This is a genomic window from Sulfitobacter sp. 1A13368 (assembly GCF_043557275.1).
Lineage (GTDB): Bacteria > Pseudomonadota > Alphaproteobacteria > Rhodobacterales > Rhodobacteraceae > Sulfitobacter > Sulfitobacter faviae.
On the sequence record NZ_JBIFFR010000004.1, the window covers coordinates 152,345 to 166,975 of the forward strand.

The following is a 14,631-nucleotide window of genomic DNA, read 5'->3' on the forward strand; positions in this document are numbered from 1 at the left end:
GAGAGAGGGTTTGATGCGGAAATTCCTAGTGGTGCTGGACGATAGCACCGAATGTTTGAATGCCATGCGTTTCGCCGCCCTGCGCGCGGCGCGCACCGGCGGCGGCGTGGCGGTCCTGTCGGTGATCCCACCCGAAGAGTTCAACCATTGGATCGGCGTTGGCGACCTGATGCGCGAAGAGGCCCGCGAACGGATCGAGGTGCATTTCGAGGTTTTCGCCAAATGGATGCGCGACAAACAGGGCGTCGATCCTGAGCTGATCATCCGCGAGGGCGAACCCACGGATGAGATCATCCAGCAGCTGTCCGACGACCCCGACATCGGCGTTCTGGTTCTCGGCGCCAGCGGTGACCGCAAGAAAGGCCCCGGCCCGCTGGTCACGCAATTGTCGCGCTCTGCCGGTGCCCTGCCCGTGCCGATCACCATCGTGCCCGGCGATCTGAGCAAAGAACGGCTCGAAGCGATCACCTAAGCGTTCTGCCGCCCGCCCCAATGCCCGGCGCCGCAATTTAGAACGGTTCTAAACCTTGACTTGCCGCCCGCGCAGGCGCATATCAGGAGCCACGCCGAAAGCGAGGTACACCCCATGTTCATCCAGACCGAATCCACTCCGAACCCCGCAACGCTCAAGTTCCTGCCGGGTCAGACCGTGCTGGAGATGGGCACCGCTGATTTCCCCTCCCCCGAAGCCGGGGCGACCTCCCCGCTGGCCCAACGGCTCTTTGCGGTCGAAGGCGTGACCGGCGTGTTCTTCGGCACCGATTTCGTCACCGTGACCAAGCAAGACGCGGTGGAATGGGACCATGTGAAACCCGCTTTGCTCGGCGCCATCATGGAGCATTTCCAGTCCGGCGAGCCGGTCATGGCCTCTGACCACCAGCCCACATCCGGCCACGCCGCGCATGACGGCGAAGACGGTGAAATCGTCGGCCAAATTAAAGAGTTGCTCGACAGCCGCGTGCGCCCCGCCGTGGCCCAAGATGGCGGTGACATTACCTTTCACGGCTTTGAGCGTGGCGTCGTCTATCTGCATATGCAGGGCGCCTGCGCCGGTTGCCCCTCTTCGACCCTGACGTTGAAAATGGGCATCGAGAACCTGCTGCGCCACTACATCCCCGAGGTCACAGAGGTGCGCCCGGTTGCCTGAGCATGGCGCGAGCGGGCCGCTGATTCTGGCCTTTGACACATCGGCCGCGCATTGCGCGGCCGCTTTGCTGTCGGGCGACCGGATCTTGGCCTCCCGCACCGAGCCGATGACTAAGGGTCAGGCCGAGCGGATCATGGTCCTTTGCGAGGAATTGTTGAGCGAGGCCGGGCTGGCCTATGCCGACCTCACCGCGCTTGGCGTCGGCATCGGACCGGGCAATTTCACCGGCATCCGCATCGCCGTCTCCGCCGCGCGCGGGCTGGCGCTTGGCCTTGGCATTCCAGCGGTCGGGGTCGATGCCTTTGACGCGCTGCGCGAAGGCCATGATGGCCCCTGTGCCTGTGCGGTGGATGCCCGCCGTGATCAAGTTTTCTTGCAAGGCTTTGACAACCCCGGCATTTCCGAACCCGCACTACACGACGCCGCCGCCCTCCCGGCCTTCACCGGCCCGCTGATCGGCGCGGGCGGAGAGCCGCCAGCGATGCCTGTGGCCGAAGCCATCGCCCTCATCGCCGCGCGCCGCTTTGCCAGCAATCCGCCGCGCCCCGCGCCGCTTTACCTGCGCCCCGCCGATGCCGCCACCGCCCGCGACGCGGCACCGGTTCTGCTGCCGTGACACCGGCGGCCCTCGCCGCGTTCCATGCTGCGGCCTTCACCCAAGACAGGCCGTGGCAGGAGGCGGAATTTGCAAGCCTGCTCGACAGCCCCTTCGTGCAGCTTTTCACCCGCCCCGGCGGCTTTGCCCTGACCCGCACCATCGCGGGCGAATCCGAATTGCTGACCCTTGCCGTTGACCCTGCGCAGCAGCGCCGGGGGCTGGGCCGGGCCCTGCTGCGCGACTGGCTGGCAGCCCTGCCCGCCGACTGCGAAAGCGCCTTTCTCGAAGTCGCAGCCGATAATCTACCCGCCCGCGCGCTCTATGATAATCAAGGCTTTGCCCAAATCGCCACCCGCCGTGCCTATTACGCGCGCAGCGGCGTCCCACCCGTGGATGCCTGCATCCTGCAACGCGTCTTGACCCATGGTCACGCTGGCGATCCGGGCGGCTTGCCCTCAAAAAGCGGTTGACCCTACCCCCCGCCTGCGCCCTAGATTATACCTGATCACATGATCCACAAACGCCGTGGCGGCAGCATCTGATTGACCGCCCGACACCACAACCCGGGAGACACCAAATGACCCTCATGACGAAATTCCTCGGCGCTGCTGCGGGCCTCGCGCTCACCGCGGGCGCGGCAGCGGCTGAACCGGCGCTGATCTTCGACCTCGGCGGTAAGTTCGACAAGAGCTTCAACGAAGCGGCCTTCAACGGTGCCTCCCGCTGGGCCGAAGAAACCGGCGGCAAGTTCGCCGAGATCGAAATGCAGTCCGAAGCGCAGCGTGAGCAGGCCTTGCGCCGCTTCGCCGAATCCGGTGCCAACCCGATCATCACCATGGGTTTTGCCATGGCCGATCCGCTGGCGACCGTCGCGCCCGACTATCCCGACACCAAGTTCGCCGTGATCGACGTGAACTGGCTTGACCTGCCCAACGTCCGTCAGGTCAGCTTTGCCGAGCATGAAGGCTCCTACCTCGTCGGCGTCATGGCCGCGATGGCCTCCGAGAGCGACACCGTCGGCTTCGTCGGTGGCATGGACGTGCCGCTGATCCGTCACTTCGGCTGCGGCTATGCCCAAGGCGTCAAGGCGACCAACCCCGACGCAACCGTCATCGCCAACATGACCGGCACCACCCCTGCCGCGTGGAACGACCCGGTGAAGGGTTCTGAGATCACCAAGGCACAAATCAACCAGGGCGCTGACGTCGTCTATGCCGCGGCGGGCGGCACCGGCGTGGGCGTACTGCAAACCGCTGCCGACGAAGGCATCCTGTCGATCGGCGTGGACAGCAACCAGAACCACCTGCACCCGGGCAAGGTCCTGACTTCCATGCTGAAACGCGTCGATGTCGCCGTCTATGACGCGATGATGGCGGGCGAAGACCTTGAAGTCGGCGAAGTCGTGACCCTCGGCCTTGCCGAAGAAGGTGTTGGCGTTGCCATCGACGAGCATAACCAAGATCTCGTGACCGAAGAGATGAAGGCCGCTGTCGACGAGGCGCGCCAGAAGATCATCGACGGCGAGATCAAAGTGGTCTCCTACTACGAGAACGACAGCTGCCCGGCACTGGACTTCTGAGCCCAATTTATCCACAATCGACCCCCGGGGCCGCGCCGATCATCGGCGCGGCCCCTTTTAAAACCCCACAGCGTGACCGGGGCAGCGATGGACCAACGCCAGATCAAGGGCTGCAACGCCCGCAGGACCTTTTGACATGACCGATACCGCCCCCGCGATCGAACTCAAGGGCATCTCCAAGGCCTTCGGCCCGGTACAGGCCAACAAAGATATCTCCATCCGCGTCATGCCGGGCACGATCCACGGCATCATCGGCGAGAACGGCGCCGGTAAATCGACGCTGATGTCGATCCTCTACGGCTTCTACAAGGCCGATGCGGGCGAGATCTACATCGGCGGCCGCAAGACCGAGATCCCCGACAGTCAAGCCGCCATCGCCGCAGGCATCGGCATGGTGTTCCAGCACTTCAAGCTGGTGGAAAACTTCACCGTTCTGGAGAACATCATCCTCGGCGCCGAAGACGGCCGCCTCTTGAAGCCCTCGCTGTCGAAGGCGCGCAAGACGCTGATCGAACTGTCGAAGGACTACGGCCTCAACGTCGACCCCGACGCACAGATTCAAGACATCGGCGTGGGCATGCAGCAGCGCGTGGAAATCCTGAAAGCGCTCTACCGGCAGGCCGACATCCTCATCCTCGACGAGCCCACGGGCGTACTGACCCCCGCTGAGGCCGACCAGCTCTTCCGCATTCTCGGGCGTCTGCGCTCCGAGGGCAAAACCATCATCCTGATCACCCACAAGCTGCGCGAGATCATGGAGATCACCGACACCGTGTCGGTCATGCGCCGTGGCCAGATGACCGCCACCGTGAAAACCGCCGAGACCTCGCCGCAAGAACTGGCCGAGCTGATGGTCGGGCGCAAGGTGCTCTTGCGCGTCAACAAAGAGCCCGCCACCCCGGGCGAGGTGATCCTCGACATCAAGGGTCTGCGGGTCGTCGACGACAAGGGCGTCGAGCGGCTGCGCGGGATTGACCTGCAGATTCGCGCCGGCGAAGTGCTGGGCCTCGCGGGCGTCGCGGGCAACGGCCAGTCGGAACTCTTGGAAGTGCTGGGCGGCTATGCCGACGGCAGTGGCAGCGTCACGCTCAACGGCACGCCGCTGGACCTCTCGGGCAAGAAGAGCGACGGCCAGTCGCGCCGCGCGCGCGGCGTGGCCCATGTGCCCGAAGACCGCCAGCGCGAGGGCCTGATCATGGATTTTCAGGCTTGGGAGAACAACGTCTTCGGCTACCACCACGACGACCGCTTCAACAGCGGCATGCTGATGGACCATGCCGCGATCCGCGCCGATGCCGAAGACAAGATGGCCCGTTTCGACGTGCGCCCGCCCGATCCGACGCTGGCGGCCAAGAATTTCTCGGGCGGCAACCAGCAGAAGATCGTTCTGGCCCGCGAGATCGAGCGCAACCCCGATCTTTTGCTGATCGGCCAGCCCACCCGCGGCGTCGACATCGGCGCGATCGAGTTCATCCACGAGCAGATCATCGCCCTGCGCGATCAGGGCAAGGCGATCCTGCTGGTCTCGGTCGAGCTCGAGGAAATCCTCGCCCTGTCGGACCGCATCGCGGTGATGTTCGACGGGCAGATCATGGGCGAACGTGCCGCCGATCAGACCGACGAAAAGGAGCTTGGGCTGCTGATGGCCGGGATCACCGATACCGAGAACGAACACAGCGTGGCCGAGGTCGAGGCCAATCTCGCCCGGGCGGGCGGCGACGCGCGCAAGGAGGTCTGAGATGGACGTGATGCCGAAATGGGCCGAGGTGATCCTCGTGCCGCTGATCTCATTGCTGCTGGCCGCCGTGCTCTCGGCGCTGGTGATCCTGTCGATCGGCGAAGACCCGGTCGCGGCGGTGAACCTCATGGTCAAGGGCGCGCTCGGCTCGACCTATGGCTGGGGCTACACGCTGTATTATGCCACCAACTTCATCTTCACCGGCCTTGCCGTCGCCGTGGCCTTTCACGCGCGGCTGTTCAACATCGGTGGTGAAGGTCAAGCGATGCTCGGCGGCCTCGGCGTGGCGCTGGCCGCGCTCTACATCCCGTGGCCGCATTGGACGCTGGCACTGATCGGTTGCGGCGTCATGGCCGGTCTTCTGGGCGCGGTCTGGGCCGCGATCCCCGGCTGGCTACAGGCCAAGCGCGGCTCTCACGTCGTCATCACCACGATCATGTTCAACTTCATCGCCGCGGCGCTGCTGAACTACGTGCTGGTCAACGTCATGCGCCCGCCCGGCAGCATGGACCCGGCGAGCGCCCGCTTCCCCGAGGCCGTGCATCTGCCGACCTTGCACGAACTCCTTGCCCCCCTTGGCATCGCCTTCTCCAAATCCGCCCCCGCGAACGTCTCGCTGCTGGTGGCCGTCGGCGCCTGCGTGGCGATCTGGATGCTGATCTGGCGCACCCGTCTGGGCTATGAAATCCGCGCCTACGGCCATTCGCAGCCGGCCGCGAAATACGCGGGCATCTCGCCCGTGCGCATCACCATGATCACGATGATTATCTCGGGCGCGCTGGCGGGTCTGATGGCGATCAACAACGTCATGGGCGAAAGCGAACGTCTGGTGCTGAACGCGACCGAAGGCGCGGGCTTTATCGGCATCGCCGTGGCGCTGATGGGCCGCTCGCACCCGGTAGGCGTCTTCTTTGCCGCGCTGCTCTTCGGCTTTCTCTACCAAGGCGGCGCGGAACTGGCGCTCTGGACCTCGATCCCACGCGAGTTGATCGTCGTCATCCAAGCGCTCGTGATCCTCTTCACCGGGGCGCTCGACAATATGGTGCGGATGCCGCTGGAGCGTCTCTTCTTGATGTTCCGCCGCCCCGGCCCGCCCAAACCCGGCCCCCGCAGCGCCCAGTCGGAGAGCGCGGAATGAGCCCCTATACCCCCCTGAGAAAGCGGGTCTGACCTATGGACTACATCACGCTCATCCAATTGCTCGACAGCACCGTTCGGCTCGCGACGCCGCTGCTCTTGGCCTGTCTTGCCGGTCTTTTCTCCGAACGCGCGGGCGTCTTCGACATCGGGCTCGAGGGCAAGATGCTGGCCGCGGCCTTCTTCTCGGCGGCGCTGGCCTCGCTCACCGGGTCGGTCTGGCTGGGTCTGGCCGCGGGCATCGCCTCCTCGCTGGCACTCAGCGCGGTGCATGGCCTTGCCTCGATCACCTTCCGCGGCAACCAGCTCATCTCCGGCGTGGCGATCAACTTCCTCGCCGCCGGCATGACCGTGCTGATCGCGCAGGACTGGTTCGCCCAAGGCGGCCGCACGCCCTCGCTCTTTGGCGGCGCGCGGTTCGAGCCGATCACCCTGCCCTTCGCCGAGGCGATGGAGAGCGTGCCCGTCATCGGCCCGCTCTACGAAGAGCTGATCTCGGGCCATTCGATCCTCGTCTACGCCGCCTTCCTCGCGGTGCCGCTGACATGGTGGATCCTGTTCCGCACCCGCTTCGGCCTGCGCCTGCGCGCGGTGGGCGAGAACCCTGCCGCCGTCGACACCGCCGGTGTCTCGGTCGTGGGTCTGCGCTATGCCGCGGTGGCCATCGCGGGGCTGCTCTGCGGCGTGGCGGGGGCCTACCTCAGCACCGCGCTGCAGGCGGGTTTCGTCAAGGACATGTCGGCGGGCCGTGGCTTCATCGCGCTGGCGGCATTGATCTTCGCCAAATGGCGTCCTTGGTACGCGCTCTGGGCCACGCTGCTCTTCGGCCTCTTCGGCGCGCTGGAGACCCGTCCGGACGTGATCCAATCGGTCATCGGCATCAAGGTGCAGGGCCAGCTTCTGGGCGCCCTGCCCTACCTGATGACCGTGGTGATCCTCGCCGGTTTCGTCGGAAAAGCGATCCCGCCGCGCGCGGGTGGCGAGCCCTATGTGAAAGAACGCTGACACTTCCTTCCGGCCCTTGCACCCGAGGGCCGGATCGGCGCAACCTGTCAAAGTGGTCGCCTCACCGCGACAAGCTATGTTGAACTGCGCGGCCGTTCGGGGCTAGGAAACGTCATGCAAATCTACCTGCCCATTGCCGAAGTATCGGTCAACGCCTTCCTCCTTTTGGGTTTGGGCGGCATCGTGGGCATCCTGTCGGGCATGTTCGGCGTCGGCGGCGGGTTTCTGATCACGCCGCTGCTGTTCTTTGTCGGCATCCCGCCCGCCGTGGCGGTGGCGACCTCTACCAATCAGATCGTGGCCTCTTCCTTCTCGGCGCTTCTGGCGCATCTCAAGCGAAAGACGGTCGATTTCCGAATGGGCTGGGTGCTGCTGGCCGGGGGCCTGATCGGCTCCGGCATCGGCATGTCCATCTTTAACTACCTGAAATCGCTCGGCCAAGTCGATCTGCTGGTGACGCTCTGCTATGTCGTCTTCCTTGGCATTATCGGCGGGCTGATGTTCGTGGAATCGCTCCGCGCCATCCGCCGCACCCGCAAGGGGGGCCGGGTCAAACGCAAGAAGCACTATTGGGTGCATGGGTTGCCGTTCAAAATTCGCTTTCGGGTTTCGGGCCTCTATATCTCGGTGATCCCGCCGGTGCTGGTCGGCGCGGCGGTCGGGATGCTTTCGGCGATCATGGGCGTGGGCGGCGGTTTCATCATGGTCCCTGCAATGATCTACCTGCTCGGCATGCCGACCAAAGTGGTGATCGGCACCTCGCTGTTGCAGATCATCTTCGTCACCGGCTTCACCACCATGCTCCATGCCACCACCAACCAGACGGTCGACATCGTGCTGGCGGTGCTGCTGCTGGTGGGCGGCGTGCTCGGCGCGCAGGTGGGCACGCGGATCGGCGTGCGGATGCAGGCCGAACAGCTGCGCATTCTGCTGGCGGTGCTGGTCTTGGCGGTCTGCGGCAAGCTAGCGCTCGACCTGTTGCTGGAACCAGCAGAACTCTATTCCCTCAACCCGGTGGCGGCGGAATGATGCGCGCGCTAATCGCCTTCCTTGGCCTGTGTTTCACGGCCCTGACCGCCACGGCGGAAGAGGAAATCGTGCTTGGCCTCAGCCAGGCCGAAGTCTCCATCACCACCAATTTCGACGGGTCCGAGATCCTCGTCTACGGGGCCGTCAAGCGCGAAACCCCGATCCCCGATGGCGCGCCGCTCGAAGTCGTCATTACCGTCTCCGGCCCCTCGGCCCCGGTCATGGTGCGCCGGAAAGAGCGGCGCTTTGGCATTTGGGTGAACACCGCCGCGGTTGAGGTCGACCGCGCGCCGAGCTTCTACGCCGTGGTCACCTCCGGCCCGCTGGCCGAGGTGCTCAAACGCATCGAAGACCTGCGTCACCGCATCTCCATCCCCCGCGCCATCCGGTCGGTCGGCGCCCCGATGGAGATCGCGGACCCCACCCAATTCACCGATGCGCTGATCCGCGTGCGTAAGGATGCGAACCTGTACCAAGTTATCGAAGACGGGGTGAAGGTGGATGAGCAAACCCTCTTCCGCGCCGCCGTCGCCCTGCCCGCCTCGCTCACCGAAGGGGCCTATGACACGCGGATTTTCCTCACGCGCGGCGGCGATGTGGTGGCGCAATATGAGACGATCATCGACGTGCGCAAAGTCGGGATGGAGCGTTGGCTGTTCAACCTCGCCCATCAACAGGCGTTTCTCTACGGGCTGCTGTCGCTCTTTATCGCGGTTGCCGCGGGCTGGGGCGCCTCTGCCGTCTTCGGCCTCATGCGCCGCTAAGCCGCGCCATCCTCGGTCGCTTCAAGCGTCAGCGCCGCCGCTGGCGCGGCCCGCAGATCATCCACCCGCAGCGGCCCCGAAGGCTTGCTCAGCCGGTTGCGCACCACCCAGATCAGACGTTCCTGCGCGCGGGTGATGGCGACATAGGCCAGCCGCTTCCACAGCGGCTGCCCCGCCTCGCTCCGCCCCATCCGCGCGGCGGCATAGAGATCGGGGGCGAAGACCTGCACATTCTCCCACTGGCTGCCTTGGGCCTTGTGGATCGTCACCGCCGCCCCGTGCAGAAAAGTCGCCCCCATGCGGGCGGCGAAAGGGATGAAGGGTTCTTCTTCGTCGGGTTTCTCGATCTTCACGATTGAGGCGGCACTCACCTGCGGGTCTTCGGCGCCGATCACATGCAAGCGGCTGAAGCCGGGCTTGCGCCCCTCGCCCAGATAGACCACCTGCGCGCCCTTGATCAGGCCGCGCGCTTCAAGGTCCAGCCGTTTCTTCCGGTGTTTCAGCGGCAGTTCGATCCCGTCGCAGATCAGCGGCTCACCGGCCAGCAACGCATCCTCAGGCGCGCCATGTACGCTGCGGAACGCATTGATGAGCCGGATGCGCGTCGCGTTGCGCCAGACCAGCACCGGGCTGCGCGCCATGAGATCGACTTCGACACGCTGGCCCCAGACCACCCGGTCATCCTTGCGCGCCGCGTCTTCGATCATCCGCTCAAAGTCATGAAACTCCAACTGCGGATCGGCCAGCGCATGGGCGAGATCAAGGATCGGGTTGTCGGCCTCTTGCCGGTGGATGCGGTTGAGGTTCAAGACGCGCTTTTCGGGCAGTTTCTCGAAGACCATCGTGCCCGATTGCCCCACCGGTGCCAACTGCGCCGGGTCGCCGAACAACAGCAGAGTCGGGAAGATCTCTTTCAAATCCTCGAACTGCTTGTCGTCCAGCATCGAACTTTCGTCGACAAAGCCGATGTCCAATGGCTCTTCCCGCCGCTTCCAGCCGGTGATGAAGTCGCTGCCACGCAGCCCCGCCGCCGCCAGCGCACCGGGCACCGACTTGTTGTTCGCGAAAAACGCCGCCGCGCGGTCCAGCGCCATTTCACTGAGGCCCTCAATCTCTGGCTTCTCGCCGTTGCCGGTCAGCCATTCGGCGATGCGCTCGTACTCGGGGTGATAGACCGGCGTATAGAGGATGCGGTGGATCGTCGTCGCGGGCACCCCGCGCAGGCGCAGCACGCTCGCCGCCTTGTTGGTGGGCGCGAGGATCGCCAAGGTGCGCTTCTCGCGCTTCTTGCGCGATTCGTAATCTCCCGAGACGATCTCGACCCCGGCCCCTTCCAGCGCGCGGTAAAGCTCGGCCAGCAGCAGGGTCTTGCCCGATCCGGCCTTGCCGGTCACCGCCATCACCTGATCCGGCCCGCCCGCAGGCGGCATCAAAAGCGAGTCGTCCAGATCGATGCCCGCAGAGCGCAGCATATCGGCCACCTTGTCATGGGCGGCGGCTTGGTCTTCGGAATAGGTGAGCGCGGTAGATGTCATTGGGCGACCCTAAATGAGCCCCGCGCCGGGGGCCAGATGGCTTTGCCCCGCGCGCCTGCGATTCTGGTGGATTATCCGCCTCAGACGACGATCAGCCCCCGGCTCAGCGCGCGGGCGACCGCATGGGTGGTGTTGGACGCCCCCAGTTTGAAGCGGGCGCTTTCCACATAGGCCCGCAGCGTATGTTCCGAGATCGACAGACGGTCTGCCACCTGCGCGCGGCTATAGCCCACCGCCAGCAGGGTCATCGCATCCACCTCGCGCGGGGAAAGTGCCTGCACCGTACCCGGCGCCCGCTCTGGGGCCAGCGCCAGCGCCTTTTCGTTGAAGCAATGCGCCGCCCAGATCAGATCGCGCCGGTGCCGCGCGGTGAAAGCAGCCCAAACCCGATCGGTGCAACTGTGGTTCGTGGTGAAAAGCGCGAATTGCCCATGCGGCCCCCGGATCGGGACCGAGAACCCCTGATCGCCAACCCCATGGTCCAAAGCATCCCGGCGAAACTGCCGCGCCGCGCGAGAGGACCAATCGAGGTCTTTCCAATCCACCGGCTCGAACCGGCGATAGCAGCCCGCGACCACGGGATCGATGCGCAGGTAGTTATGCGCCTGATAGCGCTCAGACCAAAGCGCGCCATAGGTGCCGCAGCCATATTGCACCCCCGCCGTGTCGACCCAGTGATAGACGACGTGCAGAATGCCATAGTGATCGCGCAGGTCTTTGCAGGCCTGCCCAAGGGCGGGCTGGCCATCAGCCTGCGCCAGCCTTTCCCAAATCCGTTCCAGATGCGGCTCTATCCTCATGCGTCCGGCCTATGGCCCTTTCGCGTTGCAAGGACATCTCAGCCAGAGCGATCAGCGCCGCGTCGTCCAACTGTTCCGCCGTGCGCGGCAGTTGGTTCGCCATGGCAAAAGCCCTGAGATCGGCCAAAACGTCCAATATCCAATCATCTCGCATGAGGGTCGCCCAGCTTTGGTTAATGGCAGATTAATACAACCATAGCATGTACGAAATTTTGCACCATCCGCGCTTTCTGCCCCCCCATAAATAGCGGGGCTTCGGGCGCTAAGCCTCTGTTTCGACGGGGCCCACGCAAAACCCCCGCAGCCGAAGCCACGGGGGTTTCATCTTAGCCGATCCGTGTCGCTCAGTCGCGGGCGACCAGCGTGTCTTCCAACGTGCGCAGCCCGGTCGTCGGCGCTTGGACCAGTACCGACATATTCCCCGGCTTATGCTCATTACGCATCATCTTCATATGCGCCTCGGGCAGGTCGGCCCAGCTAAAGACTTCTGACATGCAGGGGTCGAGCCGCCGCTCCATCATCAGCTTGTTGGCGGCACTTGCTTGTTTCAGATGGGCGAAGTGGCTGCCCTGCAAGCGTTTCTGGTGCATCCACATATAGCGTACGTCGAAGGTCAGGTTGAAGCCGGAGGTGCCAGCGCAGATCACGACCATGCCGCCTTTTTTCACAACGAAAGTGGAGACCGGGAAGGTCGCCTCGCCGGGGTGCTCAAACACCATATCGACGTTCACGCCCTTGCCGGTGATGTCCCAGATCGCCTTGCCGAACTTCCGCGCCTCCTTGAACCACTCGGCATATTCCGGCGTGTTCACGGTGGGCAATTGGCCCCAGCAGTTGAAGTCCTTGCGGTTCAGCACGCCTTTCGCACCCAGATCCATCACGAACTGGCGCTTGCTCTCGTCCGAGATCACGCCGATCGCATTTGCGCCCGCAGTGTTGATAAGCTGGATCGCATAGGAGCCGAGGCCACCGGAGGCGCCCCAGACCAAGACGTTCTGGCCCGGCTTCAGGTCATGCGGCTCATGGCCAAAGAGCATCCGGTAGGCGGTGGCCAGCGTCAGCGTGTAGCAGGCGCTTTCCTCCCATGTCAGGTGCTTGGGGCGCGGCATCAGCTGCTGGCTCTGCACCCGGGTGAACTGCGCGAAAGAGCCGTCGGGCGTCTCGTAGCCCCAGATCCGCTGGCTGGGAGAATACATCGGGTCGCCGCCGTTGCATTCCTCGTCGTCGCCATCGTCTTGGTTGCAGTGGATCACCACCTCGTCGCCGACCTTCCAACGGGTCACCTTGTCGCCCACCGCCCAGACGATGCCCGAGGCATCGGAGCCCGCGATGTGGTAAGGCTCACCATGGCCGTCGAAGGGGCTGATCGGCACGCCGCGCGCGGCCCAGACACCGTTGTAGTTGATGCCCGCCGCCATCACGAGGACCAGCACGTCTTGGCTGTCGAGCTTAGGCACGTCGACCACCTCTTGCAGCATCGCGCTGTCCGGGTCGCCGTGCCGTTCGCGGCGGATCGCCCAGGCATACATCTGTTTCGGGACATGCCCCATCGGGGGCATCTCGCCCACTTCATAGAGGTCCTTTTGCGGGGCGTCATATTCGGCGTGTTTCGTATCCAGTGCCATGTGGGCCTCCTGCCGGTGATCGGTGTCTACAAGGTCTGTGCCGCACCGCAGAATCGCGGCGGCTCCCTTTCGGGATATGATCCACCGCGCAACAATGCAACCCCTAGATGCCGCCTTTTGTAATTTTATGACCCAGCAGTCGCAGCAATTTCTGCCGCAGGTGCAGCATCCTTCGAGGGGAAATGTGCAATGGAATTAGCGTAGAAGGCCAAAACAGGCTCCTGCCCCTCGACGATCTCCAGCCCCTCCGGGCCTTCGGAAATGACGCCACGTTTCTTGAGCCGCGCGACGGCGCGGGCGACCCGTTCGGGCAGGACGTCCGGCTTCGGCACCCGGTTGCGCGGTGGCATTTTCTCCAAAGTGGCAGCCACTTCGGCCAGCAGATCGGCCTCCTTCATCGGCCGGGCGGCCTGCAACATCACCCGCGCGATCAGCGGCACGGTCAGCACCGGCATCGCCTGCGCGATCCGGTCCATCAACATTTCGGACAACTCCGACACCGGCACCCCGGCCCCGGTGCGACGCAACGACAGCGGATCGCCAAAGGTCACCGCCGCCGTGCCAAAACGGGTGTCGCGCCCGCGCAGCCGCCGCCACATCTTGCGCAGCACGAAGCCTACAACCACCGTGATCCGCGCTCCGAAACGCCGGTCCCCGCGCTGCCCGGCGGCGATCAACACGCGGTCTTCCAGCACCCGGTCATAGTTAATCGCCACGGGCACGAAGATGATGTCTCGCTCGCCCTCGGGGTCGAACCCATCCACGACATAGGACAGAAGCCCGACCTTCGGCGGCTGCAAGGCCCCGGTCAGGCTCAAGCCGCCCTCGGGGTAGAAGGCCTGCGTCACCCCGCCCGTCGTGGCCATCTGCACGTAGCGCGCCAAGACCTTGCGATAGAGCGCCCCGCGCGACCGGCGGCGGATGAAGTAGGCCCCCATGGAGCGGATCAGCGTGCTCAGCGGCCAAACCCGCGCCCATTCCCCCACTGCATAGCTCAGCGCCGAAGACCGCGCGGCGAGATAGGTCACCAGCATGTAATCCATGTTCGACCGGTGGTTCATGATAAAGACCACCGTGGCATCCCGCGGCAGCGCGGCGAATGTTGTCTCGTTACTCACCGCCGTCTCGACCCGGTAGACCGTATTGGTCAACAGCCGCGCCAAGCGGATGCCGAAACTGAAATAGGCGAAGGCCGAAAACCGCGGCACGATCTCGCGCGCATATTCCCGCGCCTTTTGAAAGGCCACGTTTTCCGGCACGCCGTTGCTGCGGGCATAGTTGACGATCTCTTGGCTGACCTCCGGATCATAGATCAGCCGTTGGATCATGTCGTGCCGCCGCGCCAGTTTGAAGGGCTCGATGGGCCGCGTCAGCCGCTTGTTCAACCGTGCTACTCCCCGCTCAAGCCGCCGGCGAAAGAACCAACGCACCGAAGGCAGCAAAAAGTGGCTCAGCGCCGTGACGGCTGCGAAAACCACGATGAGGATGAACAGCCAAAGGGGCAATTGCACAGTCTGCGTCATGGCTTAACCCTTACAGTGCAGGGGCGAGAGGACAATATTTATCTGTTTCCCGCCCGCCCAAGCGGCCCGAGTGATGCCGCAACGCAGCGAATTGACAGAGGCATATTATTTCCCCTATCAACGTCATGACGCAACTTTATTGCAACCCAGA

At 64.4% G+C, this 14,631-nt stretch carries 14 protein-coding genes; 10 read left to right on the plus strand and 4 right to left on the minus strand.

Going from position 1 to position 14,631, the window contains the following annotated elements:
* Positions 1-13: 13 nt before the first annotated feature.
* The 10 genes from ACGYK4_RS10165 to ACGYK4_RS10210 all read left to right on the plus strand — a co-directional run bounded on the left by ACGYK4_RS10165 (position 14) and on the right by ACGYK4_RS10210 (position 8,997).
* On the plus strand, positions 14-472 hold the full coding sequence (locus tag ACGYK4_RS10165; protein ID WP_040700546.1) for a universal stress protein: 459 nt from the start codon (positions 14-16) through the stop codon (positions 470-472).
* A gap of 114 nt (positions 473-586) precedes the next feature.
* On the plus strand, positions 587-1,147 hold the full coding sequence (locus tag ACGYK4_RS10170; protein WP_067261530.1) for a NifU family protein: 561 nt from the start codon (positions 587-589) through the stop codon (positions 1,145-1,147).
* Positions 1,140-1,763 carry a tRNA (adenosine(37)-N6)-threonylcarbamoyltransferase complex dimerization subunit type 1 TsaB gene (gene tsaB, locus ACGYK4_RS10175; protein WP_394456304.1) on the plus strand — a complete coding sequence of 208 codons (624 nt, stop codon included), beginning with the start codon at positions 1,140-1,142 and terminating at the stop codon, positions 1,761-1,763. The genes ACGYK4_RS10170 and tsaB overlap by 8 nt, the downstream gene beginning before the upstream one ends.
* Entirely contained in the window at positions 1,760-2,215 is a 456-nt protein-coding gene (locus tag ACGYK4_RS10180) for a GNAT family N-acetyltransferase (RefSeq protein ID WP_394456306.1), read from the plus strand. The genes tsaB and ACGYK4_RS10180 overlap by 4 nt, the downstream gene beginning before the upstream one ends.
* A 107-nt stretch (positions 2,216-2,322) precedes the next feature.
* Positions 2,323-3,324, plus strand: a complete 1,002-nt coding sequence (locus ACGYK4_RS10185) for a BMP family protein (protein ID WP_271689361.1) — start codon at positions 2,323-2,325, stop codon at positions 3,322-3,324.
* A gap of 136 nt (positions 3,325-3,460) precedes the next feature.
* Positions 3,461-5,062, plus strand: a complete 1,602-nt coding sequence (locus ACGYK4_RS10190) for an ABC transporter ATP-binding protein (RefSeq protein WP_394456308.1) — start codon at positions 3,461-3,463, stop codon at positions 5,060-5,062.
* A gap of 1 nt (position 5,063) precedes the next feature.
* Complete coding sequence (locus ACGYK4_RS10195) at positions 5,064-6,200, plus strand: ABC transporter permease (RefSeq protein WP_394419152.1); 1,137 nt, start codon at positions 5,064-5,066, stop codon at positions 6,198-6,200.
* 35 nt (positions 6,201-6,235) lie between these two features.
* The gene (locus ACGYK4_RS10200) at positions 6,236-7,204 is read left to right on the plus strand and encodes an ABC transporter permease (RefSeq protein WP_394413137.1); all 969 of its coding nucleotides are present in this window, start codon (positions 6,236-6,238) and stop codon (positions 7,202-7,204) included.
* Positions 7,205-7,318: 114 nt separating this feature from the next.
* Positions 7,319-8,233 (plus strand): sulfite exporter TauE/SafE family protein, encoded by a 915-nt coding sequence (locus ACGYK4_RS10205; protein ID WP_394456310.1) that lies wholly within the window; start codon positions 7,319-7,321, stop codon positions 8,231-8,233.
* The gene (locus ACGYK4_RS10210) at positions 8,230-8,997 is read left to right on the plus strand and encodes a TIGR02186 family protein (RefSeq protein ID WP_271689357.1); all 768 of its coding nucleotides are present in this window, start codon (positions 8,230-8,232) and stop codon (positions 8,995-8,997) included. Before ACGYK4_RS10205 ends, ACGYK4_RS10210 begins: the two co-directional genes overlap by 4 nt.
* On the opposite strand, the gene ACGYK4_RS10215 is transcribed toward ACGYK4_RS10210, so the two are convergent.
* The 4 genes from ACGYK4_RS10215 to ACGYK4_RS10230 all read right to left on the minus strand — a co-directional run bounded on the left by ACGYK4_RS10215 (position 8,994) and on the right by ACGYK4_RS10230 (position 14,480).
* Entirely contained in the window at positions 8,994-10,532 is a 1,539-nt protein-coding gene (locus tag ACGYK4_RS10215; protein WP_067261876.1) for an ATP-dependent RecD-like DNA helicase, read from the minus strand. The two genes, ACGYK4_RS10210 and ACGYK4_RS10215, sit on opposite strands and share 4 nt — an antisense overlap.
* Positions 10,533-10,612: 80 nt before the next feature.
* The gene (locus ACGYK4_RS10220; protein WP_394456311.1) at positions 10,613-11,332 is read right to left on the minus strand and encodes an autoinducer binding domain-containing protein; all 720 of its coding nucleotides are present in this window, start codon (positions 11,330-11,332) and stop codon (positions 10,613-10,615) included.
* A gap of 344 nt (positions 11,333-11,676) precedes the next feature.
* Positions 11,677-12,957: a crotonyl-CoA carboxylase/reductase gene (gene ccrA, locus ACGYK4_RS10225; RefSeq protein WP_209217441.1), complete on the minus strand. Its 1,281-nt coding sequence runs from the start codon at positions 12,955-12,957 to the stop codon at positions 11,677-11,679.
* A gap of 125 nt (positions 12,958-13,082) precedes the next feature.
* Positions 13,083-14,480, minus strand: a complete 1,398-nt coding sequence (locus tag ACGYK4_RS10230) for a 1-acyl-sn-glycerol-3-phosphate acyltransferase (protein ID WP_394434291.1) — start codon at positions 14,478-14,480, stop codon at positions 13,083-13,085.
* Between the last annotated feature and the right edge of the window lie 151 nt (positions 14,481-14,631).

Bases quoted from the DNA above. Each gene is read 5' to 3' on its own strand.
- ACGYK4_RS10165 (WP_040700546.1), top strand. From the start codon at position 14: ATGCGGAAATTCCTAGTGGTGCTGGACGATAGCACCGAATGTTTGAAT.
- ACGYK4_RS10170 (WP_067261530.1), top strand. From the start codon at position 587: ATGTTCATCCAGACCGAATCCACTCCGAACCCCGCAACGCTCAAGTTC.
- ACGYK4_RS10185 (WP_271689361.1), top strand. From the start codon at position 2,323: ATGACCCTCATGACGAAATTCCTCGGCGCTGCTGCGGGCCTCGCGCTC.
- ACGYK4_RS10190 (WP_394456308.1), top strand. From the start codon at position 3,461: ATGACCGATACCGCCCCCGCGATCGAACTCAAGGGCATCTCCAAGGCC.
- ACGYK4_RS10195 (WP_394419152.1), top strand. From the start codon at position 5,064: ATGGACGTGATGCCGAAATGGGCCGAGGTGATCCTCGTGCCGCTGATC.
- ACGYK4_RS10200 (WP_394413137.1), top strand. From the start codon at position 6,236: ATGGACTACATCACGCTCATCCAATTGCTCGACAGCACCGTTCGGCTC.
- ACGYK4_RS10205 (WP_394456310.1), top strand. From the start codon at position 7,319: ATGCAAATCTACCTGCCCATTGCCGAAGTATCGGTCAACGCCTTCCTC.
- ACGYK4_RS10210 (WP_271689357.1), top strand. From the start codon at position 8,230: ATGATGCGCGCGCTAATCGCCTTCCTTGGCCTGTGTTTCACGGCCCTG.
- ACGYK4_RS10215 (WP_067261876.1), bottom strand. From the start codon at position 10,532: ATGACATCTACCGCGCTCACCTATTCCGAAGACCAAGCCGCCGCCCAT.
- ACGYK4_RS10220 (WP_394456311.1), bottom strand. From the start codon at position 11,332: ATGAGGATAGAGCCGCATCTGGAACGGATTTGGGAAAGGCTGGCGCAG.
- ccrA (WP_209217441.1), bottom strand. From the start codon at position 12,957: ATGGCACTGGATACGAAACACGCCGAATATGACGCCCCGCAAAAGGAC.
- ACGYK4_RS10230 (WP_394434291.1), bottom strand. From the start codon at position 14,480: ATGACGCAGACTGTGCAATTGCCCCTTTGGCTGTTCATCCTCATCGTG.